General features: G+C 71.4%; 21 protein-coding genes. 5 read left to right on the forward strand and 16 right to left on the reverse strand.

All coding sequences use genetic code 11. From position 1 onward, the window contains the following. Nucleotides 1-156: 156 nt before the first annotated feature. The 6 genes from hpf to BN1701_RS21870 all read right to left on the reverse strand — a co-directional run bounded on the left by hpf (nucleotide 157) and on the right by BN1701_RS21870 (nucleotide 6,830). Entirely contained in the window at nucleotides 157-795 is a 639-nt protein-coding gene (gene hpf, locus BN1701_RS21845) for a ribosome hibernation-promoting factor, HPF/YfiA family (protein ID WP_054051729.1), read from the reverse strand. Between the two features lie 510 nt (nucleotides 796-1,305). Beyond that, a complete protein-coding gene (locus BN1701_RS21850; protein ID WP_067520845.1) occupies nucleotides 1,306-1,941 on the reverse strand; it encodes a ComF family protein in 636 nt (211 codons plus the stop codon). A gap of 162 nt (nucleotides 1,942-2,103) precedes the next feature. After that, nucleotides 2,104-3,819: an LpqB family beta-propeller domain-containing protein gene (locus tag BN1701_RS21855; protein ID WP_054051733.1), complete on the reverse strand. Its 1,716-nt coding sequence runs from the start codon at nucleotides 3,817-3,819 to the stop codon at nucleotides 2,104-2,106. Then, complete coding sequence (mtrB, locus tag BN1701_RS21860) at nucleotides 3,816-5,474, reverse strand: MtrAB system histidine kinase MtrB (RefSeq protein WP_157368154.1); 1,659 nt, start codon at nucleotides 5,472-5,474, stop codon at nucleotides 3,816-3,818. The genes BN1701_RS21855 and mtrB overlap by 4 nt, the downstream gene beginning before the upstream one ends. A gap of 10 nt (nucleotides 5,475-5,484) precedes the next feature. Continuing rightward, nucleotides 5,485-6,162, reverse strand: coding sequence for an MtrAB system response regulator MtrA (gene mtrA, locus BN1701_RS21865; protein WP_054056022.1), 678 nt, complete (start codon nucleotides 6,160-6,162; stop codon nucleotides 5,485-5,487). Nucleotides 6,163-6,188: 26 nt separating this feature from the next. Beyond that, on the reverse strand, nucleotides 6,189-6,830 hold the full coding sequence (locus BN1701_RS21870) for a dTMP kinase (RefSeq protein WP_054051737.1): 642 nt from the start codon (nucleotides 6,828-6,830) through the stop codon (nucleotides 6,189-6,191). A gap of 50 nt (nucleotides 6,831-6,880) precedes the next feature. Here BN1701_RS21870 and BN1701_RS21875 point away from each other — a divergent pair, with 50 nt between their 5' ends. Then, on the forward strand, nucleotides 6,881-7,408 hold the full coding sequence (locus BN1701_RS21875; RefSeq protein ID WP_231949671.1) for a hypothetical protein: 528 nt from the start codon (nucleotides 6,881-6,883) through the stop codon (nucleotides 7,406-7,408). 320 nt (nucleotides 7,409-7,728) lie between these two features. On the opposite strand, the gene ahcY is transcribed toward BN1701_RS21875, so the two are convergent. Next, entirely contained in the window at nucleotides 7,729-9,219 is a 1,491-nt protein-coding gene (ahcY, locus tag BN1701_RS21880; RefSeq protein ID WP_054051740.1) for an adenosylhomocysteinase, read from the reverse strand. A 161-nt stretch (nucleotides 9,220-9,380) separates the two neighbouring features. Between ahcY and BN1701_RS21885 the strand changes: the two genes are divergently transcribed. Both BN1701_RS21885 and BN1701_RS21890 read left to right on the forward strand, forming a co-directional pair. Continuing rightward, a complete protein-coding gene (locus BN1701_RS21885; protein ID WP_197672130.1) occupies nucleotides 9,381-11,669 on the forward strand; it encodes a hypothetical protein in 2,289 nt (762 codons plus the stop codon). After that, on the forward strand, nucleotides 11,670-12,773 hold the full coding sequence (locus BN1701_RS21890) for a winged helix DNA-binding domain-containing protein (RefSeq protein ID WP_054051746.1): 1,104 nt from the start codon (nucleotides 11,670-11,672) through the stop codon (nucleotides 12,771-12,773). Here BN1701_RS21890 and BN1701_RS21895 read toward each other — a convergent pair. After that, a complete protein-coding gene (locus BN1701_RS21895; protein ID WP_054051748.1) occupies nucleotides 12,770-14,059 on the reverse strand; it encodes a glutamate mutase L in 1,290 nt (429 codons plus the stop codon). The two genes, BN1701_RS21890 and BN1701_RS21895, sit on opposite strands and share 4 nt — an antisense overlap. A gap of 246 nt (nucleotides 14,060-14,305) precedes the next feature. Between BN1701_RS21895 and BN1701_RS21900 the strand changes: the two genes are divergently transcribed. Then, the gene (locus tag BN1701_RS21900) at nucleotides 14,306-14,836 is read left to right on the forward strand and encodes an NADPH-dependent FMN reductase (protein ID WP_082859983.1); all 531 of its coding nucleotides are present in this window, start codon (nucleotides 14,306-14,308) and stop codon (nucleotides 14,834-14,836) included. Here BN1701_RS21900 and BN1701_RS21905 read toward each other — a convergent pair. The 6 genes from BN1701_RS21905 to BN1701_RS21930 all read right to left on the reverse strand — a co-directional run bounded on the left by BN1701_RS21905 (nucleotide 14,815) and on the right by BN1701_RS21930 (nucleotide 20,350). Next, complete coding sequence (locus BN1701_RS21905) at nucleotides 14,815-15,732, reverse strand: cation diffusion facilitator family transporter (protein WP_054051750.1); 918 nt, start codon at nucleotides 15,730-15,732, stop codon at nucleotides 14,815-14,817. The two genes, BN1701_RS21900 and BN1701_RS21905, sit on opposite strands and share 22 nt — an antisense overlap. A 206-nt stretch (nucleotides 15,733-15,938) precedes the next feature. Further along, entirely contained in the window at nucleotides 15,939-17,171 is a 1,233-nt protein-coding gene (gene manA / locus BN1701_RS21910; RefSeq protein WP_054051752.1) for a mannose-6-phosphate isomerase, class I, read from the reverse strand. A gap of 38 nt (nucleotides 17,172-17,209) precedes the next feature. Further along, nucleotides 17,210-18,292 carry a hypothetical protein gene (locus tag BN1701_RS21915; RefSeq protein WP_054056024.1) on the reverse strand — a complete coding sequence of 361 codons (1,083 nt, stop codon included), beginning with the start codon at nucleotides 18,290-18,292 and terminating at the stop codon, nucleotides 17,210-17,212. A gap of 5 nt (nucleotides 18,293-18,297) precedes the next feature. After that, nucleotides 18,298-18,504, reverse strand: a complete 207-nt coding sequence (locus BN1701_RS21920; protein WP_054051754.1) for a Trm112 family protein — start codon at nucleotides 18,502-18,504, stop codon at nucleotides 18,298-18,300. A gap of 66 nt (nucleotides 18,505-18,570) precedes the next feature. Continuing rightward, complete coding sequence (locus BN1701_RS21925; protein ID WP_054051755.1) at nucleotides 18,571-19,917, reverse strand: phosphomannomutase/phosphoglucomutase; 1,347 nt, start codon at nucleotides 19,915-19,917, stop codon at nucleotides 18,571-18,573. A gap of 76 nt (nucleotides 19,918-19,993) precedes the next feature. Continuing rightward, nucleotides 19,994-20,350 carry a DUF3499 domain-containing protein gene (locus BN1701_RS21930; protein ID WP_054051757.1) on the reverse strand — a complete coding sequence of 119 codons (357 nt, stop codon included), beginning with the start codon at nucleotides 20,348-20,350 and terminating at the stop codon, nucleotides 19,994-19,996. Between the two features lie 119 nt (nucleotides 20,351-20,469). On the opposite strand from BN1701_RS21930, the gene BN1701_RS21935 reads away from it, so the two are divergent. Beyond that, complete coding sequence (locus BN1701_RS21935; protein WP_054056025.1) at nucleotides 20,470-20,931, forward strand: metallopeptidase family protein; 462 nt, start codon at nucleotides 20,470-20,472, stop codon at nucleotides 20,929-20,931. A 121-nt stretch (nucleotides 20,932-21,052) separates the two neighbouring features. Here BN1701_RS21935 and BN1701_RS21940 read toward each other — a convergent pair whose 3' ends face one another. After that, nucleotides 21,053-24,424 carry a glycosyltransferase family 2 protein gene (locus tag BN1701_RS21940; RefSeq protein ID WP_231949672.1) on the reverse strand — a complete coding sequence of 1,124 codons (3,372 nt, stop codon included), beginning with the start codon at nucleotides 24,422-24,424 and terminating at the stop codon, nucleotides 21,053-21,055. A gap of 236 nt (nucleotides 24,425-24,660) precedes the next feature. Then, nucleotides 24,661-24,972, reverse strand: a complete 312-nt coding sequence (locus tag BN1701_RS21945) for a WhiB family transcriptional regulator (RefSeq protein WP_054051759.1) — start codon at nucleotides 24,970-24,972, stop codon at nucleotides 24,661-24,663. Nucleotides 24,973-24,980: the final 8 nt, after the last annotated feature.

Raw genomic sequence — 24,980 nt, forward strand, 5'->3', positions numbered from 1 at the left:
GGCGTGCAGCGACGTGCGTCGGCTGCTCGCGCAGGGTACCGGGGCGGGCAGCACCACAGGACCAACGCATCACCGGGCCACATGGTTCCGCACATGCCGGTGCCCCGGGGCCGACACGCCCCGGGGCACCGCATCCGTCATCGTTGGCGGGCTGGGTCAGACCAGCTTGATCACGCCATAGTCGAAGCCCCTGCGGCGGTACACGACGCTGGGCTGCCCGGAGTCCACGTCGGCGAAGAGGTAGAAGTCGTGTCCGACCAGTTCCATCTCGTAGAGGGCCTGGTCGACGGTCATGGGCTTGGCCGGGTGCTCCTTTTCCCGGACTACGCGACCTGGGAGGTTGTCAGCCTGGTCGTCGGTCCAGCGCTGCTGCTCGGGGAGTTCGGGCATCCCCTCGAACTCGGGTGCGTCGAGCACCGCGAGCTGTGCGGACCGCCTGCCGTTGACAGCGGCGGTCGCCTCCGCGACGGAGGCCGGGCTGCGTCGCCCGTGGTGGACACGCCTGCGGTCATGCAGGCGGCGAAGCCGGTTCTCGAGTTTCGCCACGGCCTGATCGAGCGCGGCGTAGAAGTCGCCCGCGCACGCCTCGGCGCGAACGGCGGGGCCGCGGCCCACACCGGTGATCTCGACCCGCTGGCAGTTCTTGAGCTGCCTGCGGTTGGGCTCATGGAACAGCTCCACGTCGAAACGGATGACCTTGCGGTCGTACCGTTGCATCCGGGTCAGCTTGTCCTCGACGTGCACTCGGTAGTGATCCGGCACCTCGACGTTACGGCCCTTAACCACGATGTCCATACACGAACCTCCCTCGCTGCTTGCGAGCCTTGGATCTCTCCGCCGAAAACATTGGCGGCGCCGGTATGTCTGGGATTCGACGTCCAGAACGGGGCGTGACCTGGGGAGACTCCGCTCCCGGAGATTCAGCGCTCCACCGGCACCAGGGTCATGGGCGCTTCGCCTCCTCCCTGCCAACGGGAACGTTGATAGTGCGGCACGCTAGTCCGGGTTTCGGTTCCGCAACAGCCCCCGACGCGGGGGACATCTGTTGGGGACTAGTTTTCACCGCGCGCGACGACGTCGCAGGTAGCCAAGGCCATGCCCCGCGACACGCCCCCGGACGGGTGGCCGAACGTTCACTCAACTGGCGCAATAGCTCCCACTGAGCGGCGTAGGACGATGATGCGAACGGCTTAGTGGTACCTGCTTCCGATGGAGGAACCGGGTCGCTCGCGTCACGCCGCATACTTGGCCAACGGACGCGGGCGGCTGAGGGTTCCCGAACTCAGGTTCACCCGTGTGGGTGTATCAGATAGTGGCCGTGAAGCTGACCGCGGCGGCCACTGGTATCCCTGCGGCGGCTAGGGCATCGATGCAGGCGGCCATGGTGGCGCCGGTCGTGATGACGTCGTCGAGGAGGACGACGGGTGTCCCTGGCGGCGGCTTGCGGACGACCGTGAGCGCGCCGTGGAGGTTCGCGGCACGTTGGATGGGGTTCAGTCCGGCTGAGTCGCGGGTTCGCCAGGCCATCTTGAGCGCTGGGACCACTTGGGCGGTGATTTGGTGGTTTGTGAGGGCTTTGGCGGTGTGTTCGGCGGCTCGTGCGATGTGGTTTCCGCCCCTCTTTCGTGCGGCTGACCAGCGGGATGGTGCTGGGACCATGGTTACGTCACGGGTTTCCAGGCGGAGCAGGGCTTTGGCGAAGTGGGCGCCCATGATGGGGGCTAGTTCTCGTCTGCCGTCTTTGTAGGCGATGACGAAACGTCGGGCTGGGCCGTTGTAGGGAGCTAGTGCGTGGGCTGGGGGTCGCTTTTCCAGGGCTGCTCGGCGGACGGTGAAGAGGCCGTCGGTGGCGTCGGTGCATGGGGTGCACCAGCGGGTGCCTTGGGTGCGGCAGCCTGCGCAGAAGCGGGGTAGGAGTAGGTCCAGGAGTGCGTTGAGCATGCGTTCAGCGTGCGGGTGGTCACCGACGGTTCTTGGTGTGGGCGGTCGGGTTGTCCACAGGCGTGCTTGGCGCGGTCGGTTGTCCACAGGCGTTCTTGGCGCGGTGGGCGCCTGGTTGGGCCCTTGCGTTCTGGGGTGCCGGGGGTGCTGGGGGTGCTGGCGTCAGCCTGGGTAGAAGGGCACTGAGCCGGGGCCCTGGCCGTGGGGGTGCGCTTGCCACAGGGGGCCTGCTTCCTGTGCCGACCACATGCCTGACCCGTCCGTCACCACTGCCGGTCTGCTGGGCGACGCCGTGATCGCGGTGATGGGCTGGGTCAGGGTCGAGTAGTTGTAGACGCTGAAGGCGAGACCGTCGATCGGCATCTTGACCACGGGAAGCAGGTTCTGCCGGGTGGCCACGATCAGTGCGTCTTTACCCATCCAGTCGACACTGACGGCTTCCTTGATCTTGGCGCCGTGGAGGGTTCTGGGGAGGCTGATAGATACGGCGTCGTCGGTGCGGACCACGGAGGCGATCTTGATCTCGCCGTTCACGACTGCCGCGACCCGTACGCCGTCTCGGGACAGGCGGAGTTGGGTGATGGTGCCGCCGTTGGCGGTGAGTTCTGAGGCGTCGACTGAGAGGTCTTCCCAGCCGCCTTGGGGTGTCCTTACCGCCCTGATGACCACGGTGCCGTCCAGCACCGTCCATGCCTCTCGGCCGCCGTTGTCGCCGTAGAGCCAGGTGGGGCGGGTGAGGGTGGCGGCGGCGGGGTGGGAGACCTCGGCGAGGTCGGCGTTGAGGGCGCCGATGCGCAGGCGCATGCCCGCGGCCGTGCGCTGGACGATCGCGAGTTGGGTGCCGTCGATGGACTGGGCGGCGCTGGCTATGTCGTAGGCGCCCGCGCCCGATGGGCCTTCGATGGCCTTGCCGTCGCGCATCGAGTAGATGCGGCCGCCGTGGGCCACGAGGCCGAGGAGGTCGGGTTTGGGGGTGGTCAGCGCGTCGTAGGAGTCGACGTCGCTGGGGCGCCACTCGACCTGGGGCAGCAAGGGGCGGTCCTGGCTCAGGATGCGGACCGGGCTGGAGGTGACCTCGCGCAGCGACTCGACGATCTGGGCGGCGATGCGTTTGCGATCCTCGACCGACTTGTCGACCTGGGTCAGGTTGACGACCACGGCGCCGCTCTCCAGGACCGCGTTGGTGCGCAGGTTGATCCCGGCCAGCGGGCTGCGCACCGCCGTCTTGAGCGAGTCGGACGCGCCCGCGACCAGCAGGCGCATGACCCGGTCCTCGAGTCCCTCGCGTGGCTCGTTCTCCACGTAGCGGGGATCGGACACCATCACGCGCTGCTCGGAGTCGAAGAACTGCAGGTTGACGCGCCGGTATGCGACGTCGAATTTGGACTGGGTGATCAGCAGGTCCGGCGGTGGGGTGGCGATGCGCCACTGTCGGTCGGGCTGCCTGCGGACCACGACCCGGTGCTCCAGGCTCTGGGGTTCCGGGGAGAACACATGGTTGTCGCGGAGCCTGCCGACCACGGTCCCGGTGAGCACGACGACCTTCTCGTCCGGGTTCGCCGGGTCCACGCCGTTCTCCTGGCCGGTGAGCGGCGGCATGGTGAAGTTGTCCTGCAGGATCGTCGGCACCTGGCTGCTCGGCCAGTGCTGGCCCGCTTCCTCGGTGAGGTAGGTCTTGGCCGCATCGGGGTTGCCCGCGGCGTTGACGAAGTCCTGGACCAGGGAGAACGGGTCGAGGTCGGGGCGCGGCTTGCCTGGTTTGCTCGGCTCGGTGACGGGCTGGTCGAGCACAACCTTCGGCGGGGTGCGGTCGGGGATGTTCGCGCAGCCCGAGGTGACCGCGGCGAACACCAGCACCGCGACGAGCAGCCTGGTCACTGGGCCACCTCCTCGGGGACCGCGAGCCGCGCCTGGTCGACCGGGGGCAGCGCGAGGGGACTCTCGCCATATTCCTCGCCTTGCTGTCGCGGCAGCGTGAGCCGGAAGCAGGCGCCGTCGCCCGGCTCGCCCCAGGCGTCGAGGCCGCCGCCGTGCAGGCGGGCGTCCTCCAGGCTGATGGCCAGGCCGAGCCCGGTGCCGCCGGTGTGCCGGTTGCGCGACGGGTCGGCCCGCCAGAAGCGGTTGAACACCAAGTCGGCCTCGCCGGTGCGCAGGCCGACGCCGTGGTCGCGCACGGTGAAGGCGACGGCGTCGTCGGTGGCGGCCAAGCGCAGCTCGACCGGCCTGCCCTCGCCGTGGTCGATGGCGTTGGCCAGCAGGTTGCGCATGATCCGCTCGACCCGGCGCGACTCGACCTCGGCGATGATCTCTTCCTCTGGCAGCTCCAGCACGATCTCCGAGCCGGACCGCCGCGCGATGACCCGGACGGACTCGACCGCACGCCGGGCGATGGCGCGCAGGTCGGCGTACTCGGCGACCAGCTCCTCGACACCCGCGTCGAGGCGGGAGATCTCCAGCAGGTCGGCCAGCAGCGTCTCGAACCGGTCCAGTTCGTCGACCAGCAGCTCGGTGGAGCGCGCCAGGCCCGCCGGGAACTGCTTGCGGGAGGCGTGCAGCACGTCGGCGGCCATGCGGACCGTGGTCAGCGGGGTGCGCAGCTCGTGGGAGACGTCGGAGGTGAAGCGGCGCTGCAGCTGGCCGAACTCCTCAAGCTGGCGGAACTGCCGCTCGATGCTCTCGGCCATCTCGTTGTAGGACTGAGCCAGGCGTGCCACGTCGTCCTCGCCTGCCACGACCATGCGCTCGTCCAGCTCGCCGTCGGCGAACCGCTCGGCGGCGCGGGCGGCGCGGCGGACCGGGAGTACCACTTGGCGGGTCACCAGGTTGGTTATGCCCGCGAGCAGCAGCATCAGCACGATGCCGCCGACCAGCAAGGTGCTCTGCACGACCTCGACCGTGCGCTGCTCAGCGGTCAGCGGATAGAGCATGTAGAGCTGGAGGGCGGGTGACGCGGTGGTCACCGGGGCGCCGACCATGAGGAAGGTGATCCGCTCGCCGTCGCGGTCGACGGTGTGGATCTGCGAGACCGTGCGGTTGGCGCTGGTCAGGACGAACTCGCGCAGCGACTTGGGCACGTCCACGTAGGCGCCCGCGGCCTTGACGTCGCTGAGCGGCAAGCCGACCTGGTCGCTGACCAGAACCGGCTCGAACGCGCCTGCCGACGCCGTCCCGGCCTGCGGGTCCGGCGACGACGATGTCAGCTTCGTCAGCGCGCTGTTGAGCCTGCTCTGGATGTCCGAGCCCAGCGAGATGCCGAGCAGCTCACGCTGGGCGACCAGGACGGCGTCGCGGGTCTGGTCGACCGCGGCGCCTTCCTTGGCGCTGATGAGCCGCTCGGTGATCTGGCTCTGCAGCACCATGCCCAGGACGAACACGACCGCCGACCCCAGGGCCAGCGTGCTCACCACGACCCGGATCTGCAGCGACCGTCGCCACAGCTCGCCGAACGCGGCGGAGCGACGCCTGCTTTTCGCGATGACCCTGGTCGCGGCGGCGACGATGGTGCGCAGGTGCCGGGTGAGGAACGCGGTCACCAGTGGCCTGTCACGGAGGGCCCGCCTTGTACCCGACCCCCCGCACGGTCAGCACGACCTCGGGGTGCTCGGGGTCGCGCTCGACCTTGGACCGCAGCCGCTGCACATGCACGTTGACCAGCCGCGTGTCGGCGGCGTGGCGGTAGCCCCAGACCTGTTCGAGCAGGACCTCACGGGTGAACACCTGCCGCGGCTTGCGGGCCAGCGCGACCAGCAGGTCGAACTCCAGCGGCGTGAGCTGGATGGCCTTGCCGTCGCGCAGGACCTCGTGGCCGGGGACGTCGATGGTCAGGTCGCCGATGCCCAGGGTCTCGGCGGGCTCGGACTCGGTCCGACGCAGCCGGGCGCGCACCCGGGCGACCAGTTCCTTGGGCTTGAACGGCTTGACCACATAGTCGTCGGCGCCGGACTCCAGGCCCAGCACGATGTCGACGGTGTCGCTCTTGGCGGTCAGCATGACGATCGGGACCCCCGACTCGCCGCGGATCGCCTTGCAAACGTCGATGCCGTTCATGCCGGGCAGCATGAGGTCGAGCAGCACCAGGTCGGGTTTGAGCTCACGCAGCGCGGGCAGCGCACGCGAGCCGTCGGCCACGACGGCGGTGTCGAACCCCTCGCCGCGCAGCACGATCGTGAGCATCTCGGCGAGAGCCGGGTCGTCGTCCACTACCAGCACACGTGCCTTCATGAGCACATATTCGCACTGCGCGCGGATTAGGGGGTGAGCAGGTGCTTCGAGAGTGTCGCGAGGTCGGTCTCGGCGGCCCCGTCGATGACGTGCCACGGGCTGAGGAAGGCACTCGCGGCCAGCCCGTCGTAGACCTCCGCACACCGCGCCTGAAGGTCGGCGTCGGCCTCCCACTTGTCCTGCTCGCGGTTCTCGGTGCGCTCGCGGTGCTCGGACCGCTCTTTGGCGGTCGCGGCGGTGACCTTGAGCAGGAGCTGGGCGTGCGGGAGGGGAAGTTCGAAGCGGTCGACCTCGATGGACTTGACCCACTGAACGAACTCGCCGTCCGCGTCCTCGTGCAGCCGCGCGGCCCCGTAGGCGGCGTTGGAGGAGATGTAGCGGTCGAGCAGGAGGACGTCGGCGGTGTCGAGCTTGAACTGGATGTCGGCGGCGGCGCCTTGGCGGTCGAGCGCGTAGAGGATGGCCGAGCCGTAGACGGAGTCGCCTAGGGGGCCGAGCTTGCCGTAGAGGCCGTCGCGGACGAGGTCGGCGGTGACGCTGCGGCCGTAGCGGGGGAAGGCCATGGTGGCCGTGCGCGCGCCTTGCTCGGCGAAGGCGGCGGTGAGCTTCTCGGCGAGGGTGCGCTTACCGGCCCCGTCGAGCCCTTCGATGACGATGAGACGACCCATGCCGAAGACCCTAACGGTGTCTCGATCGTGTCAGCCGGGGCGTGGTCATCATGAAGGACACCATGTCCATCCACGCCTTTGTCGACGAGTCCCGCCGCGGATCGCGGTACTACGTCGCAGTAGCCCTGGTCGAGCCTCGACACCTGCGAGAGCTCCGACGTGATGTAAGAAATCTGCTGCTCCCTGGCCAACGGGAGATCCACTTCAAGAAGGAGAAAGACCCACGGCGGCGGGCTTTGGCCGATTCGTTCGCCCGTCTCCCGGTCGAGGTGAACATCTACAGCCAGACGTGTCGACGCCACGACGAGACGGCACGCCAAGCGTGCCTGCGAACGGCCGTGGAATTGCTTGGGCACCGAATCAGCAGGCTCGTGATCGACAGCCGCTCCCATCGCGACGTCATCGACAGCACGACGCTGAGCCGCATCGATCACACGTTCATCTACGAGCACATGAGCACCGGTGAGCCGCTGCTGTGGATCGCCGATGTCGTGGCTTGGTGCTATGGCGCCGGATCGGAGTGGAGGAAGCGGATCGCGCCGATCGTCTCCGGTGAGGTCGATCTCGACGGCCTTTGAAAGCGCGAAGCCCGAAGGGTGACCGTCCGGACACGCTTCGGGCTCACTTCATCGGCTCAACAGCCTCAGCAAGAGCCACTCTACACCAGAAAGCCAGGACGTCGGTGGGTGAGGCGTTCCCCGTACCCCATTCGGAGAATCCCTCACCCACCGACGTCGTCCACCCCCGGGGCGGCTTCGGGTCCGACGCACCCCCAGCGCGTCAGAACTATGCAAGATCGGTTAGGGCTATCGATCCGTTACACGTTCTGACGAACTCACCAGAAAAGACGCGGCCCCGGCACGCGAGGTTGCGTGCCGGGGCCAAAAAGATCTTCGCGTCAGTAGCGGTAGTGCTCCGACTTGAACGGGCCCTCGACGTCGACGTCGATGTACTCCGCCTGCTCCTTGGTCAGCTTCGTCAGCGAGCCGCCCAGGGCTTCCAGGTGGATGCGGGCGACCTTCTCGTCGAGCTTCTTGGGGAGGCGGTAGACCTCGTTGTCGTATTCCTTGTGCTTGAGGAACAGCTCAACCTGGGCGATGACCTGGTTGGAGAAGCTGTTCGACATCACGAAGGACGGGTGGCCGGTGGCGTTGCCGAGGTTCATCAGGCGGCCCTCGGACAGCACGATGATCGAGCGGCCGGTCGGGAACACCCACTCGTCGACCTGGGGCTTGATGTTGATCCGCCGGACCCCGGGGTAGCGGGCCAGGCCCGCCATGTCCAGCTCGTTGTCGAAGTGGCCGACGTTGCCGAGGATGGCCTGGTGCTTCATGCGGGCCATGTCGCCCGCGAGCACGACGTCCTTGTTGCCGGTCGTGGTGATGACGATGTCGGCCTTGTCGATGACCTCGTCGAGCGTGCGCACCTCGTAGCCGTCCATCGCCGCCTGCAGCGCGCAGATCGGGTCGATCTCGGTGACGATGACGCGGGCGCCCTGGGCGCGCAGGGACTCCGCGGAGCCCTTGCCGACGTCGCCGTAGCCCGCGACGACCGCGACCTTGCCGCCGATCAGCACGTCGGTGCCGCGGTTGATGCCGTCGACGAGCGAGTGGCGGATGCCGTAGCGGTTGTCGAACTTCGACTTGGTGACCGAGTCGTTGACGTTGATGGCGGGGAACAGCAGGTCCCCGGCCGCGGCCATCTGGGTCAGCCGGAGGACACCGGTGGTGGTCTCCTCGGTGACGCCCTTGATGCCTTCGGCGATCTTGGTCCACTTGCCGGAGTCGGCGGCCAGCGAGTTGCGCAGCGTCTCGAGGATGAGCGCCCACTCCTCCGAGTCTTCCTCGGTGGCGTCGGGAACGACGCCCGCCTTCTCGTACTGGACGCCCTTGTGCACGAGCAGCGTGGCGTCGCCGCCGTCGTCGAGGATCATGTTCGGGCCGCCGCCGTCGGGCCACGTCATCATCTTCTCGGTCGCCCACCAGTACTCGGGCAGGGTCTCGCCCTTCCAGGCGTAAACCGGCACGCCCTTGGGCTCCTCCTCGGTCCCGTGCGGACCGACGACGGTCGCGGCCGCCGCGTGGTCCTGGGTGGAGAAGATGTTGCACGAGCACCAGCGCACCTCGGCACCGAGGTCGACGAGCGTCTCGATCAGCACCGCGGTCTGCACGGTCATGTGCAGCGAACCCGAGATCCGCGCGCCCTTGAGCGGGTAGACCTCGGCGTATTCACGGCGCAGCGCCATCAGGCCGGGCATCTCGTGCTCGGCGAGGCGGATCTCCTTGCGGCCGAACTCGGCGAGGGAGAGATCGGCGACGGCGAAATCAATGCCGTTGCGGGTCTGCGCGTAGCTCGCCCCGGTCGTGGTCCGCGTGTCTTCTGCGGTCATCGAGTGAATCCTCCAGACTCTGGTCCCTGTCGAACACTACCGTTGTCCGAGGGGACACGGATCGCCCAATGAGGCGTGATCGGCCGGATGGGCAACTTGGGAGAGAAGTGCTGCTTACAGGCACGGAAACACGCGTTGTCGAGCTGCGGGTGCATGGGTTGATGGGCACCAGCGCGGAGTCGCTGGTGTCGGCCGGGTCCGCGGTCGACGTCGCCGGCGACGGCGTCGGCCGAATCGTACGACCCGCCGACCGGCTCCAGCGTCCGGCACCGGGGCCGGTCCTGCAGGCCGATGGCAGATCCATCCCCCGCGTGGTCGAGGGCTATGTCTGGGGCGCGATGACCTCCGGCGGCTGGGCGAAGGCGACCTGGGCGCTGCTGTTCCCGTTCTCACTGGCCAACGTCGCCCACTGGATGCTGCCACCGATCCCCAGCGGGCACCGGCCCGCCCGGCTGCTCGGCGGCGCGGCGCGGGCGCTGCTGCGCCTGGCCGCGGTGCTGCTGACCATGCTGCTTGTGGCGCAGGCCACAGTGGTGAGTTTGGACCTGGTGGCCGCGCAGTGCCTCGCGCCGGGAACGGGCTGCCTGGACTCGGTGCCGAACTGGCTGCGCGAGACCTACCCAGTGCGCCCGCTCGCCGGGTTGGTGCCGGTGCTGCTGGCGGTGCTGGTGCTGCACCGGGTGTCGGGCGTGGCGTGGGAGACCGCCGACTCCCCCAACCCGCCCGCCGCGCCGCCCAACACCCGGGTGGAGCTGCCCGGACGCAATCTCGTCGCCGACCCCGACACCCCGGCCCTGCGCGCGCTGCACCTGGTCGCGGCGCTGGCGACGGTGGCGCTGCTGGCGTTGGGCGGCCCGTTCCGCGTGCCCGCCGATGTCGCCGACCGGGCGCTGTGGTTCGGCGCGGCTGGTCTCCTCGGACTGTGTCTGCTGGCGGTGCTGACGCTCGACGATCCACGCGGCGCGGTGCCCGAGCGCGCGGGCAGGCTGCTGCGGACCGCGCTGAACGGGCCGGTCCGCGCGCTGGCGCTGACGCTCGGGGTGGGGCTGGTCGGCGGCGCGGGCGCGGTGATCGAACTGCCCGCGACCGGTCTACCCGGCTCGGGCGCCACGGTCGAGGCCGTGGCGGGCGCGTTGATCGCGGTGATCGTGCTGCTTGGCGTGCTGCTGGTGCCCGCGGCCCTGATGGCGCGTCGCACGTGGTCCGACCTGCCGCGCGGGCTGCGGCCGTGGGCGGGCGGTTGGATGTCGGCGCCGGTGCTGGCCGTGGCCGGACTGCTGGGCGGCGGTTTCGGCGCGGGCCTGGCGATCACCGTCGGCAAGCTCGTCGGGTCCGACGGCGTGCGGCTCCCCGACGGCTACGAGCGGGTGACCCTGCTGTGGGGCGCCGCGGCGGCGATCGGCCTGGTCGTGGCGCTGCCGGTGGCCGCCTGGGTCGGCGTCGGCTTCTGGCGCAGGCGCGGCAGGCGCGAGGTCGACCTGCTCCACCACGGCAAGCCGCGCGACCGGGCCTGGGCCGACCGCGCCTGGCACACCGCGGCCTGGCAGCGCCGCAACCTGCACCGGCTGCTGCTGGCGGGCGCCGCGGTGCTGGCGGTCGGTGCCGGGGTGGCGGTCACGATGCGGGTCGCCGGGCTCGCGCCGCCGTTCTGGATGGAGCCGCTGTCCGCCGTCGGCATCCTCGCCCTCGGCCTGCTCGCCGCGGCCCTGCTGCGCGCGGTCTACACCGCGGCTAAGGACCCGGCCAGCGGCAGGCGCCTTGGCGTGGTCGCCGACCTGGCCTGCTTCTGGCCGCGCGAGGCCCACCCGACGGTGCCGCCCTGTTACGCGCTGAAAGTCGTGCCGGAGCTGGCGGCCCGCACGGTCGAACACCTCCGCGACCCCGGCACCCGGGTCGTGCTGACCGGCCACAGCCAGGGCGGGCTCATCGTCGCGGTCACCGCGGCCCGGCTGCTGGAATCGATCAACGAGCCGGAACGCCACCGCCTCGGCATCCTGACCGTCGGCTCCCACCTCCAGTGGGCCTACGCGCGCGCCTTCCCAGGCGTCGTGCCCCACTCCTCCCTGGCCCATCTGGCGGGCGAACTCGGCACCCGCTGGCGGTCCCTGTGCCGGGGGACCGACCCGCTCGGCGGCGCCGTGACGACGTGGAACCGCCAGGTCTGCGACGGCAAGCTGCTGGGCACCGGCTTCCGGCCGGACGGCACCATCGGTCCCCTGCCCGCCGCGCAGGTCAGCCCCACCGGCGCCCTGGTGCTCGGCGGCGACCACTGGCTGCCGGACCCGATGCGCGGCCCCTTCCCCGGACGGCGGTGGGCGGCCGGGGTGCTCGGCCACAACGATTACCCGGTCGACCCGGAGTGGGACCGGGCGGTGGCGATGGCGGCGGGGATGGACCCGGCCGACCCGGACTCGGCCGGACTCCCCTGGCCCCGGGTCGGCAGGCGGTAGATGGACTGGGCCAAGGTGTTTCGCCGCAGGCTCGCCCGGCACCACCTGACCGAACCGACCGACAGCCTGGTCACCGCGGCGGCCGACGTGTGCGGCGTCCACGCCCAGGTGATGTCCGGCGCCGAGGTCGCCCTCGGCCTGCGGGTCGCGGGGACGACCAGGGCCGATGTCCGCGCCGCGCTGGCCGACGGCGAGTTGGTCAAGACCTACGGCATGCGCGGCACCGTGCACCTGTTCCCCGCGGCCGAGGAGTCGCTGTGGATGGCGGCCCTCGCGCACGCGCCGATTCCCCGCCCGACCCTGCCCGAACCCGCCAGGATGACCGACGCCGAGGTCGACGCGGTGATCGCCGCGATCGCCGACGCGCTGGACGGTCAGGCGCTCACCATCGATGAGCTGAACGCCGGGGTGGTCGAGCGGGCGGGTCACTGGGCGGGCGAGTTGGTGCTTCCGGGCTTCGACGGCCTGTGGCCGAAGTGGCGCTCGGTGATCCAACTGGCCGCCTACCGCGGCGCACTGCGGTTCGGCCCCGACCGCGGCCGCAAGGTCACCTACACCCGCCCCGACCAGGGCGACCCCCTCGACGGTGGCACGGCGCTCGCCGAGGTGGCCTGCCGCTACCTGCGCGCGTACGGCCCCGTCACCCACCAGCAGTTCGCCCGCTGGCTCGGCATGGCCCCGGCGGGCGCGGCCACGCTGTTCGCCGCGCTCGGCGACCGCGTCCGCCCAGTCGAGGACGCTTGGCGGTTGGACGAACCGGCCGATGAGGTGCGGCCGTGCGGGGTCCGGCTGCTGCCCTATTTCGACTGCTACACCGTCGGCTCCCACCCGCGCGACCGCGTTTTCCCTGGTCAGGCCTATGAGCGGGCGCTGTCTCGGGGCCAAGCGGGCACGGTTCCGGTGGTATTGATCGACGGCGTGGTCGCCGGGATCTGGCACCAGAAGCGGTCCGGCAAGCGCACGGCGGTCACCGTCGAGGCGTTCACCCGGCTCACCAGGAAACAGTCAGCCGAGGTCGAATCCCAGGTCGCGCGGATCGGCGAGATCATGGAAGCCGTGCCGACGCTGACGTTCGGCGAGGTCACCGCGGGCAGGCACCTCTAGATGGAGCCTTCCAGCAGCCGATCGGCCACGTCACCGTGACCCGCGTCCGCCAGCAGGCCGGCGGGCGCGAGAACGTAGCTCCGGTCCACCACGACCCGCGCCGTACGCAGCACCGGACGCACGATCGGGTCCGCCCGCAGCGTCGCCTCGACCTGCGCCAGCGCGTCGGCTGACGCGTGCCGGAAGACGCCGCCGGACAGGACGAGCAGGCCCGCGCCCTTGGGGCCGAGGTTGCCCTCGACCAAGCGCAAGTGCCTGCGCACAGCCAGGATCGCGGCCAGCGCGGCCAACCTGATGTCCACTTCGGACTCTTCGGCGGTGGTCGGGATGAAGTCCACGTCCGCCGCGCGGTGTTTCGCCGCCGCGCCGAGGTCCTCCGGCGCGGTGATCAGGCGTTCCGCCAAGGCTTCCGCCACGATCCCCGGCGCCGACCAGCGCATGCCGATGTCGCCCTCGACCGTGCGGCGGTCGGCGGGCAGCGCGACCGTCGCCGCCCGTTCACCGTCCACAGTGGATACAGCGGAGTAGACGTCGGTGGTGGCGCCGCCGACGTCCACGACGAGCACCGCGCCTTCTTCTTCGTCCCGCGCCAAGACGCCCGCCAGCCTGGACACGCCCGTCAGCACCGCGTCCGGGGTGACGGTCCGCACGAGCGAGCGGAAGCGGGGGCCGCGCGACAGGCCCTTGCCGCCGATCACGTGACTGAGGAACACCGACCGGATCGCCGCGCGAGCCGGGCCGGGCGCCAGCTCCCCGACGTCCGGCAGCACGTTGGCGGTGGCGACGACCTTGCGGCCCGCCAACGACTCCAGCGCCTCGGACTGGGCCTCGACATTGCCCGCCAACACGATCGGCACCGCGATCCGGTTGGCCCCGAGCCTGCGGGCGTTGTGCAGCAGGACCCGCTGGTCGCCGCCGTCGGTGCCGCCGACCAGCAGGATCACGTCCGGCCGGTCCGCGCGTAGGGCCCGGATGCCCGCGCCGTCGAGGTCGCCGCTGGAGACGTGCACGACCTTGGCCCCAGCCGACAGCGCGACCCGGTACCCGGCCTCGGCGCTGACCAGCCGCTCCTGACCGACCACCGCCAGCCGCAGACCGCCACCGGCCGACGAGCAGGCGAGGACCTCGGCGGCGCGAGCGTCGAGCGCGTCGGTGACAGCGGCGACGCCGTCGAGGACCTCCGGCGGTGTCGTGGCGTGCTGGGCGGTGCCCAGGAGAGTGCCGTCGGGCGCGACCAGGGCGCCCTTCGTCCAGGTTGATCCGACGTCCAAGCACAGCAGCGGCACGAGCGGGGATCCTACTTGTCGGCGCCGACCCGCTTGCCGAGCACGGAGTCGCGCCTGCTGTAGCCGAAGTAGATGACCACGCCCAGCGCCATCCAGGCGAGGCCCCCGACCTCGACCACACCACCGTGACCTGCGGACACTTCATGGCCGAGGAGGCACCCGCGCAGATCTCCGCCGCGGTGCGCGACCTCCTGCGGCGTGGTCTCCCTGTTGGACAGTGATCACAAGCCCGATACCGTCTGCCGCATGGGAATCCTCCTCGTCTGCGGCAGCCTGCGCGCGGGCTCGACGAACGCGGCGGTCCTGGCCACGGCAGCCGCGCTGGCTCCTCCGAGCGTGCGGTTGACGCACTACACCGGCCTCGCCGACCTTCCGCACTTCAACCCCGACGACGACGCCGAGCCGCTGCACCCAGCGGTCACCGCACTGCGCGCGGCGCTGGGCGAGGCCGACGGGATCCTGTTCTGCACGCCCGAATACGCCGGGGCGCTGCCCGGCTCCTTCAAGAACCTGCTCGACTGGAGCGTCGGCGGCGGCGAGACCTATGGCAAGCCCGTCGCGTGGATCAACTCCGCACCCCGCGGCGCGGCGAAGGCCCACGAGTCGCTGCGGACCGTCCTGGGCTACACCGGCTCCCTGATCATCGAGGACGCCGTCGTCTCAGTCCACGTCAGCCACGGCGACGTCGGACCGGACGGACTCGTACACGACCCCGACACCAGAGCCGCCATCACCGCCGCGGTCGTCGCGCTGGATCAGACGACCGGCGCGCGGTAGAGGTCGGGCTCCAGGTAGATCAGCCGCGCGGCCGGGATCGACGCGCGGATGCGGGACTCGGCCTGGTCGATGGCCTGGGCGACCTCTTCCAGCGGCAGCCCGGGCGCCAGGCCGACCTTCGCCGCGATCAGCAGTTCATCCGGCCCGACGTACTGGGTGCGGATGTGGATCACGCGGTCGATCTTGCCGCCGACCAGTTCGGCCTCGATCGTGGACAGCTCCGGCGCGGTGGCGCCCTCGCCGATCAGCAGCGACTTCATCTCGATGATCAGGATGATCGCGATGACCCCGAGGAGCACACCGATCGAGATGGTGCCGATGGCGTCCCAGATCGGGTCGCCGGTGATCACCGTCATGCCGACGCCCATGAGCGCGAGGACCAGGCCGAACAGCGCGCCCGCGTCCTCCAGCAGCACGACCGGCAGCTCCGGGGTGCGCGACTGGCGGATGAAGCCCCACCAGGAGGCGTCGCCCTTGACCTTCCTGGACTCGACGATCGCGGTGTGGAAGGAGTAGGTCTCCAGGCCGATCGCCAGGACCAGGATGATGACCGCCACGATCGCCGAGGTCAGCTTCTCCGGGTGCATCGCCTTGTGGATGCCCTCGTAGAGCGCGAACGCCGAACCGAGCGTGAACAGCATCAGCGCGACGATGAACGAGTAGAAGTACCGGTCGCGGCCGTAGCCGAACGGGTGATCCTTCGTCGCGGCGCGCTGGGAGGTCTTCTGCCCGAGCAGCAGCAGGCCCTGGTTGGAGGTGTCGGCCACCGAGTGCACCGACTCGGCGAGCATCGATGACGACCCGGTGACCAGGAAGCCCGCGAACTTCGCCGCGGCGATTCCAGCGTTGGCGAACAGCGCGGCCAGGATCGCCTTGGTGCTACCCCCTGCGGACACAGCAGCTCCTCTTACCCTCAGTCCGGAATGTCTGGATGGAGCCTAGTGGCCCGAGTTGGAAGTTCGACACCACCTCCGGCGCCCGCGCGGCGCCTGGCCGCACCGAGCGAAAGGCCAAGTACAACCCGGTACTACGACCTTCCGCTCGGCACGCCCAGCCACCACGCGGATCACCGGATCTGGCGCCGAACTTCCAACTCGGGACACTAGAGCGTGTCGTGCAGCGGCGACTCGGCACCCACGGTGGCGAGGAACACCTGCGCGCCGTCCGAACCGGACGGACGCACCGACAGCGCCGCGTCGGTCGCGGGGATCCACATCGATCGGCCGCGGTCGAGTTCGACCGTGTCCGACTCGCCCTCGACCGTGACCTTGCCGTGCGTGCACACCAGGATCTGCGGTCGGGCCGACGGCAGCGGCGCGGCCTCGGCGTCCCCGGCCGCCCACTCCAACCGGGACAGCTCGAACTCCGGCGCGGGAGTCGGGTACACGTGGCGGCGCCCGTCTGGCTCGCCTGAGGTGACCGGCATGTCGCCGCAGCGGAAGTCGAGCACGCGCAGCAGTTCCGGCACGTCCACGTGCTTGGGGGTGAGCCCGCCGCGCAGGATGTTGTCGGAGTTGGCCAGGATCTCCACGCCGGTGCCGTGCAGGTAGGCGTGCAGGTTGCCCGCGGGCAGGTAGATCGCCTCACCCGGGTTGAGCACGAGCCGGTTGAGCAGCAGGGCGGCGAGCACCCCCGCGTCGCCGGGGTAGCGCTCGCCGAGTTCGAGGACCGTGCGGCACTCGGCGGCGAACTCGCCGCGGCCCTTCACGTGCGCGACGCACGCGTCGAACAGGTCGGGCAGCAGGGCTTCCAGCGCGGTCTGCGGCAACGTGATCCACGTGGTGAACAGCGCGCGCAAGCCGTCGGAGTCGGGCTGGTCGCCGAGAAGGTCGATGTAGGGCGACAGCGACGGCGTGCGGACCGCGTCGAGCAGCGCGACCGTGCGGTCCGGGTCGCGGAAACCGGCGAGCGCGTGGAACTCGGTCAGCGCGCACACCAGTTCGGGCTTGGCCGTGGGGTCCGGGTAGTTGCGGTTGGCCGCGTCGCGCCCGACCCCGGCGGCTTCCTCCCGCTCGTAGCCCTCGGCTGCCTGTTCGGCCGACGGGTGCGCCTGCAGGCTCAGCGGCTCCTCGACGGCGAGGATCTTGAGCAGGAACGGCAGCCGGTTGCCCCAGCGGGCAGCGTTGTCCGCGCCCAGCTCGGCCTCGGGATCGGCCTCGATGTGCGCGAGCAGGGACTTGTCGGACGCGGCCAGGTGCGACGGGTCGCCGGGGTGGGCGCCCATCCACAGCTCGGCTTCCGGGTGCGGCGCGGGAACCGGGTGACCGAGCAGCTCGGCAATGGTCGTGCGCGACCCCCACGCGTACGGGCGCACAGCGTTGCGCAACAGGTCCACTGCCACTTCACTCCCTTGTCGAACCGAAAACTGGCCGGTCAGGCCGTGGCGGGCGCGTAGCGGCCCGATCCACCCGCGGTACCCGCCGCGAGCCCGAGATAAAGCGCGGCGAGTTCGAATCTGAGCGCGAGCACCGCGGCGAGGGTCGGCTCGTCGGCGGTGATCTCCTCGGCGATGGCGATGAGGTCGGCGCCGGGCAGGGTCGCCGCCGCGTGCGCGCGGTCGGGGTCGCCGGGCTTCGAGCGGATCGCCAACAGCAGCGCGCGCGGCGGGGCGGGGGCGCCGCCGAGGTCGTCCGGGTCGGCGAACAGGTCGTGGCCGGAGGTGGCCGCCACGGCCGAGCGGTGCAGCGCGGTGCGCGACATCGCCTGGGCGTAGCTGGCCACGTCGCAGACCGCGCCGGTGTGGGTGGCCAGCAGCTGCGCGGCGTGCCTGCCGACGGCGGAGGCGACATAGTCCAGGCCCCAGAGCAGCGGCGTGCGGTCGGCCAGCCGCAGCGCGAGCGACTTCGCCGGGTTGACGAACGACTCGTGCTGCATGTGGTCGCGCTCGGCCTCGTTGTCGAGCTCGTCGGCCAAGGTGTCGGTGTCGACCTCGAGCAGGCCGAGGGTGCGCAGGGTCAGCAGGCCCGTGGTGAACGCCTTGGCGAAGCCGAAGCCCGGCGGCACGCTGAGCCGCGGCGCCAGGTGCACGGCCATGCCCGCGCCCGCCGCGGCCACCGGCCCCTCCTCCGGGGCGGTCAGCACGACGCCCGCGCCGAAGCGTCCGGCCCGCGCGATGGACTCGGCGAGCACGACGTCGCCCGCGTCGTCGGTGTGCGAGATGACCACGTCGAGCGGCCCGATCCAGCTGGGCACCATGTCGGCCACGACCAGTGGCACCGGGCACGACGGGGCGAGCAGCGCCGAGAGCAGGTGACACACGGCCGGGCCGAGGCCGGGCCTGGTCAGCAGCACGATCGCGCGCGGCTTGAGCCCTTCGAGGCGGTCCAGCCGAGCCTCGACGGCGGCCTCGGCGGTCGCACGCACCTGCGCGCCCGCCAGCGCCGCGGCACGCAGCAGCCCGTCGGTGTCGACCTCGGCCAGCCGGACCGCGTCGTCCAGCAGGCTGTCGTCGGGCAGGGCGGTCACCGCGAGTCCGGCTCGCCCGGCTCGGTCGCCTCGTCGAGCAGGAGGACGGGCACGCCGTCGTCCACGCGGAACTGCCGCCCGCACTCGGTGCAGGTGAGCGCGTCGGCGTCGGGGTTGTCCGGCGTGCCGACGACCAAGCGCGCGTGGTCGTCCGACGGGCACGCGAGGATGTCCAGCAACTGTGGGTCCAGGTCGACTGCCATGGTGGGTCCTCCTCGGGTCCAGTGTCCCAGGACGGGGCCGCCCCCGCCCGGGCTAGATCGTCTCTTTCAGGCCCGAACGATGGCGAGGACCTCGTCGCGCAGCGCGGCGACCGCGGCGTCGTCGGCGGCCTCGATGTTCAGGCGCAGCAGCGGCTCGGTGTTCGACGCCCGCAGGTTGAACCACGCGCCGTCTGGCAGCTGGACGGTCAGCCCGTCGAGTTCGTCGAGTTCCACGCCGTCGCGGCCGCCGAACTCGGCCTTGATCGCGGCCAGCCGGTCGGCCTGGTCGCCGACCGTGGAGTTGATCTCGCCGGAGGCGGCGTAGCGGTTGTACTCGCTGGTCAGCGCCGAGAGCGGGCCGTCCTGCTCGCCGAGCGCGGCCAGCACGTGCAGCGCGGCCAGCATGCCGGTGTCGGCCTTCCAGAAGTCGCGGAAGTAGTAGTGCGCGGAGTGCTCGCCGCCGAAGATCGCGCCGGTGCGCGCCATCTCTTCCTTGATGAAGGAGTGGCCGACGCGGGTGCGGACCGGCTTGCCGCCGTGCTCGGTGACGATCTCGGGGACCGCGTGCGAGGTGATCAGGTTGTGGATGATCGTGCCGCCGGGGTCCTTGACCAGTTCGCGGACGGCGACCAGCGCGGTGACCGCGCTCGGGGACACCGGCTCGCCGCGCTCGTCCACCACGAAGCAGCGGTCGGCGTCACCGTCGAAGGCCAGGCCCGCGTCGGCGCCGACCTCGCGGACCTTGGCCTGCAGGTCGACGATGTTCTTCGGGTCGAGCGGGTTGGCCTCGTGGTTGGGGAAGCTGCCGTCGAGCTCGAAGTACATCGGGATGATCTCGAACGGCAGGTCCGCGAACACGCTGGGGACGGTGTAGCCGCCCATGCCGTTGCCCGCGTCCACCACGATCTTGAGCGGGCGGCTGCCGGACAGGTCGACCAGCTTGTTCAGGTACGCGGCGTACTCGGCCAGCAGGTCGCGACGCTCGACCGACCCGGTCTTGCCGGAGCCGGGGGTCTCGTTCTCGACGTCGCGCTGGATGTCGGTGAGGCCGGAATCCTGCCCGACCGGGGCGGCGCCCGCGCGGCAGAGCTTGATCCCGTTGTACTTGGCCGGGTTGTGGCTCGCGGTGAACATCGCGCCGGGCAGGTTCAGGCTGCCGGAGGCGAAGTACAGCATGTCGGTGCTGGCCAGACCGATGTTGACGACGTCGACACCCTCGCCGTTCGCGCCTTCGGCGAACGCGTCGGCCAGGCCGGGCGACGAGTCGCGCATGTCGTACCCGACGACGATGGTCGGCCCACCCACGAGCCGCGCGAACCCCGCGCCGATGGCACGGACGAGGTCGGCGTCGATCTGCTCGCCGACGACACCACGGATGTCGTACGCCTTGAAGACGCCGGACAGGTCGCGCACGGGATGCTCCCAGGGGTTGGCTCTGTGGGCTCTCGCGGCGAGCCTACCGGCGGGGAACTTCGCCGCAGTACCGCACTCAGTCGTTGACCGGGTCGGGCAGGACCCTCAGGTGCCCGCGGCGCGAACCCAGCGTCGGCTCGGGCTGCTCGATCGGCCGGTCGACCCGGCCCGCTTCGCGCACGGCCTCGGCCAGCGCGGTCAGGTCGTCGACCGAGGGTTCCGGGAGGGCGAACTCGCCGTCATGGCGCACCACCTCCCACCCGCGCGGCACCGTAAGCCGCAGGGCGTGCTCCTCGCACAGGTCGTAGCTGTGCGGTTCGGAGTAGGTGGCGAGCGGGCCGACGACCGCGGTCGAATCGGCGTAGGCGTAGGTCAGCGTGGCGACGGCCGGGTTGAGACACCCGGTTCGCGAACACCGACGCACGCTCCGCACGATCGGTGACCATAGCGCCTCCGGTCAGTCCGGCGCCGCAAGTGTGCGCCCGACACGCCCACGCACCCCGGTGCGATGCCGCTGGCACACCCATCCGGCGCAGCCGTACCCTGCTGATCGTGGTGACGGCTCGCAGCTCCCGGCGACGCGGACGACGCAACCGCGACCGACACGGCCGCGGCCTGCGCGGACCGCTCTTTCCCTCGACCCTCCCCGCGGCCAGCACCCGCGCGGAGAAGTTCGACGCACTCGTGCTGGACGCGCTCGAACCCATCGAGGCCCGCTGGCGAACCGAGCTGACCAAGCTCGACGTCGCGGTCGACGATGTTCCGGAGGTTCCGGACGGCGCTCCCCCGGACGGTGTGCTCGCCGACAGTGGTGTGCCGCTGGCTCGGTTGGTGCAGGCCGGAGTGGACCGACGCGGCCAGCCGACCCGCGCCCGGATCGTCCTGTACCGCAGGCCACTGGAGGCGCGGGCGAAGGACGGGGCCGACCTGGCTGGCTTGATCCATGACGTGCTCGTGGAACAGGTCGCCACCTACCTGGGCCTGGACCCCGGCGTAGTCGAGGGCGAAGCCTGACCACCGACTCAGGCGGATCTCTGACGTCCGCGGCTACCTGCGCCACAGACGAACCACGCAGTACGCCAGGTCAGGACGCACGGCTGCGAGACGGTCGCCGTGATCACTTTGGGGCTGGGGGCTAGATCTCCTGTTCCCGCCGCCCTGGGATCGACGTCAGCAGGATGAACAACACCACCGCGCCCTGGGTCAGCAGCAACACGCTGCGCAGGGCGGTCGGCATCTCCACGCGGACATCGGCCGCGCGGGTGGGGACCGCCACCGCGACGAGGTGGCCCCACGCGCGGACTATGGGGGCCTGTTTGCCGTCGACGGTGGCCTGCCAGCCCGGCTCCTCCTCGGCCGCGATCACCAGCAGCCGACCCTGAGCCCCGTCCGACACGCGCACAGCGACGTTCGGCGGGCCTGCTGAGACCGGGACCACGCCGCCGCCGAGGTCGAGTTGGGCGGGTGGCATGCCGCCGGTCACCGCGGCCCGGGCGAGGTCGGGTGACAGCAGCGCCGCGGAGCCCGCGCTCAGCTGCAGCCGGACCACCGGGCGACCGTCGGAGGTCGTGGGCGCGTCGGCCACCAATTCGCCCGCCACGGCTTTGAGGCGGTCGCCTGAAGGCTTGTCCGGCAGGACCGCGAACAGGACCCCATTGGCCGCCGCGTTCGCGATGGCGGCGCGGGTGGCGTCGGGGTCGCCGGAGGCCAGGTCGCGGCCGAGGGCGCTCAGGCGGACCGGGGCGGCGGGGGTGGGGGCGATGTCGTCGTCGCCGAAGCGAGGGGGGCGGGACATGATCTGGCGGGCCGGGGCGCCGTCGGCCGCGCAGAACAGGACCGAGCGGCCGGTCGCGGCGAGTTCCTCGACCAGGGTGTTCGCCAGCACCGGCTGATCGTCGGCCCGCAGCGGGCCCTGACGACCAGCCACGGCGGCACTCGCGGCGAGACCGATCAGGACCAGCACCGCCATGGCCGCCATGGGCCGCGCGAACCGGACCGGCGCCGCGTCCCGCCCGGTTCGGCACACCCCGAGCATCGTCCACAGCAGACCCCAGCCGACCACCAGCATCGGCGCCCCGAGCCAGCCGTGGGTGGACTCGACACCGCCGAGCGGGGTCATCGGCACCGCGTGGACGAGCCCCACAGCGAGCAGCCCGACGACCGTGAAACCCAGACCGGGCAGCACCGCTCGACTCGGCCGCAGGGCCAGGCCGACCAGCACCGCGAGCAGCACCGCCCCGCCCACGAACGGCCACGCGCCCGGCCCGCCCGGATGCAGGCTCAGCAGGTCGGCCACCGACGCCATAGGCGCGCTCACCAGCGCGCCGACCCCGTGCAGGACGACCGACGGGTGCTGGATCACCACCGCGGGCCACGGCAGCAGCAGCGCCAGCGGCATCAGCACGACCAGGAACAGCGCCGCCCCGCGCCGGGCGCCGCCGCCGGGTACGAGGACGAAGCCGACCAGGGAGACGACCACGATCACCAGGTGGATCAGCGGAGCGAACGCCCCGACCACCGCGAGTCCGAGCGCCGTGCCGCCCGCCGTCGACAGCCACGACGATCCACCGCTCCCAGTCCGCCCCCGGACCAGCAGCGCGGCGGCCCCGGCGGCCACCAGCGGCAGCAGGATGTGCACGACGACGACGTCGAGCCTGCCCTGCGCCACCGCCGCCGTCGCGGGCGGCAGCAGCGCGTAGCCCAGCGCCAGCAGCGCGCGCACCCAGCGGCGGACCGGCGCCCGGCGGGTCGCGGCGTAGGCGGCGAGACCGGCCAGCGGGAGGTCGGCCAAGAACAGGAACGCGACCGCCGCAGGCGGCCCGCCGATCGGCGGGAAGACCGTGCCCAGCGCACCGACGATGGCCAGCGCGGCGGGCGCGGGGGCCGAGGTGCCGCCCGCGACGCCGTGCCAGGTGGCGAGGTAGTCCGACCAGGTCTCGCCCAGGTCCCCGACCGGGAGCAGCCTGCCGCCGGTCAGGTCGAACCCCCACCGGCCGGAGTTCACCACCACGGCGAGCCCGATCAGGCCGAGCACGAGCAGCAACGGCGGCGACAGCGCGAGCTGACGCAGCACCCGACCCCGGTCGACGTGCACGAGAACCAGATCCGGCGCGGGCTCGGCGGTCCCGTCGCGCGGGGTCGGCGACGGCCGGGGCCGCGGACTGGGCCGCAGGCCGGTCGGGGCGTCGTCGGGCACCAGCAGCGGCACCGCGACCGCGCCGGACGGCCTGCGCAGCCCGGCCCGGCGGGGCCTGCCGTGCGCTCCGGCGGGCAACGCGTCCGGGCCGAGCGTCGCGCGCGGCGCCGAGGCGGCCTCGGGGGCGGTCCACACCGCGTCCGGGCCGGGCAGCCTGCCCAGCGCGGCGTCGGCCTCGACGCGGCGGCGGACCATGGTCGACAGCACGCCCCGGGTGGCGTTGCGCAGCCGGGTGAGCCTGCTGGTGAACAGCCCGCGCACGCTGCCCTTGCGCGCGGTCGCCGCCCGTGTCGCGCGGCCTTCCCGCAGCCGCGCGCGGCCGCTGAGCAGGTAGCCGACAGCCCGGAGTTCGGCGCCGCTCTCCGGGAGCCTGCGCTGCATGGCGAACCCGAGCGCGCGCAGCAGGCAGAGCAGCGTCAGCCGGGGCACTCCGATGAGGAACGACAGCGTCGAGCAGTTGACCAGGAACGTGCGCAGCCCGTGGGCGCGGTCGACCGCGCGCGGGAGCATGCCCAGCGGGGAGCGCGCGTCGATGCCTCTGAGGTCGCGGGCGAGCGCGCGGGCGTGTCGGATCCGCGCGGCCGGGACGCACAGCACGACCCGGCCGGACCGGTTGACGCGCCAACCGAAGTCGACGTCCTCGCGCAGCATCGGCAGCGCGCGGTCGAACCCGCCGAGCTCCTCCCAGAGGTCGCGCCGGATGAGCATCCCGGCCGACGACACGGCCAACACCTCGGAACTCTGCTCGAACCGGTGCGCGTCGGTGGCCGGCCTGCTCCAGTCCAGTTCGGACGGACCGATCCCGGTCTGGCGGTGACCGGACGCGTCGGTGGACAAACCCGCCTCGACGACCTCGCGCGGGTCGGTCCAGTCGACGGCGAGCGGACCGAGCACGCCCGCCGACGGCGAGACCTCGGCGGCGAGGAGCAGGGTGGCCAGACAGTCGGGTTCCGGGGCGGAGTCGTCGTGCAGGACCCAGATCCACCCGCCCGGGTCGCCCCAGCGCTGGACGGCGTGGTCGACAGCGGCGTGCACGGCTTCGCTGAACCCGGTGTGGCGCTCCAGGGTGATGACGCCGTCGAGGACCCGGTCGGTGCCCTTGGCGGCGGCTGCGAGCATGGCCGCGGTGTCGTCGGTCGATCCGGTGTCGACGGCGATGATGTGGCGCGGCCTTGGCGAAGAGTGCCGCAGCGCCGAGAGCGCGAGCCGGAGCCATTGGGCACCGTCGTGGCAGACCAGGACGGCCAACACCGGTGCGGTGCGCAGGACGGGGGCGCCACGGCCCAATGCCTGGTGCGATCGTGGCGGCACGGCCGCGCCCACCTCCCGTGGCCCGCAGTTGGCTTAGCGGTGACCTCCGGCCACCGAGCCCACACCGTACGACGCCACCGGCCGAAACCCGCGCACCCCGCCCCGAATCGTTGCGTGGCCGCTCATCGGCGACCAAGCTGGTTCGGCCACCGAACGCACGGGGGCTCGGGCAGGCGCAGAGAGTCGTCGCCGTGGCGAGCGCTCTCCCGCGAGCGCACTCCCCCGGCGACGACTCCCTACATGGCTTTCTTCAGCCTTCGACGTTCTCGTTCGGACAGGCCGCCCCAGATGCCGAAGCGCTCATCGTGCGCCAAGGCGTACTCGAGGCACTCCGACCGGACCTCGCAGCCAAGACAGATGCGCTTGGCCTCACGAGTCGAGCCGCCCTTCTCGGGGAAGAACGCCTCCGGGTCGGTCTGCGCGCACAGCGCGCGTTCCTGCCATTCCTGTTCATCGGTCTCGTCGAAGAATCCGGCGAACACGTCCACTTCCTCCGACGGACGCTCGCCCCACTCCACGACGCGACCCCCGTCACTCAATCCCTGCATATCGCCCG

It is taken from the genome of Alloactinosynnema sp. L-07 (assembly GCF_900070365.1).
Classification (GTDB): Bacteria; Actinomycetota; Actinomycetes; order Mycobacteriales; family Pseudonocardiaceae; genus Actinokineospora.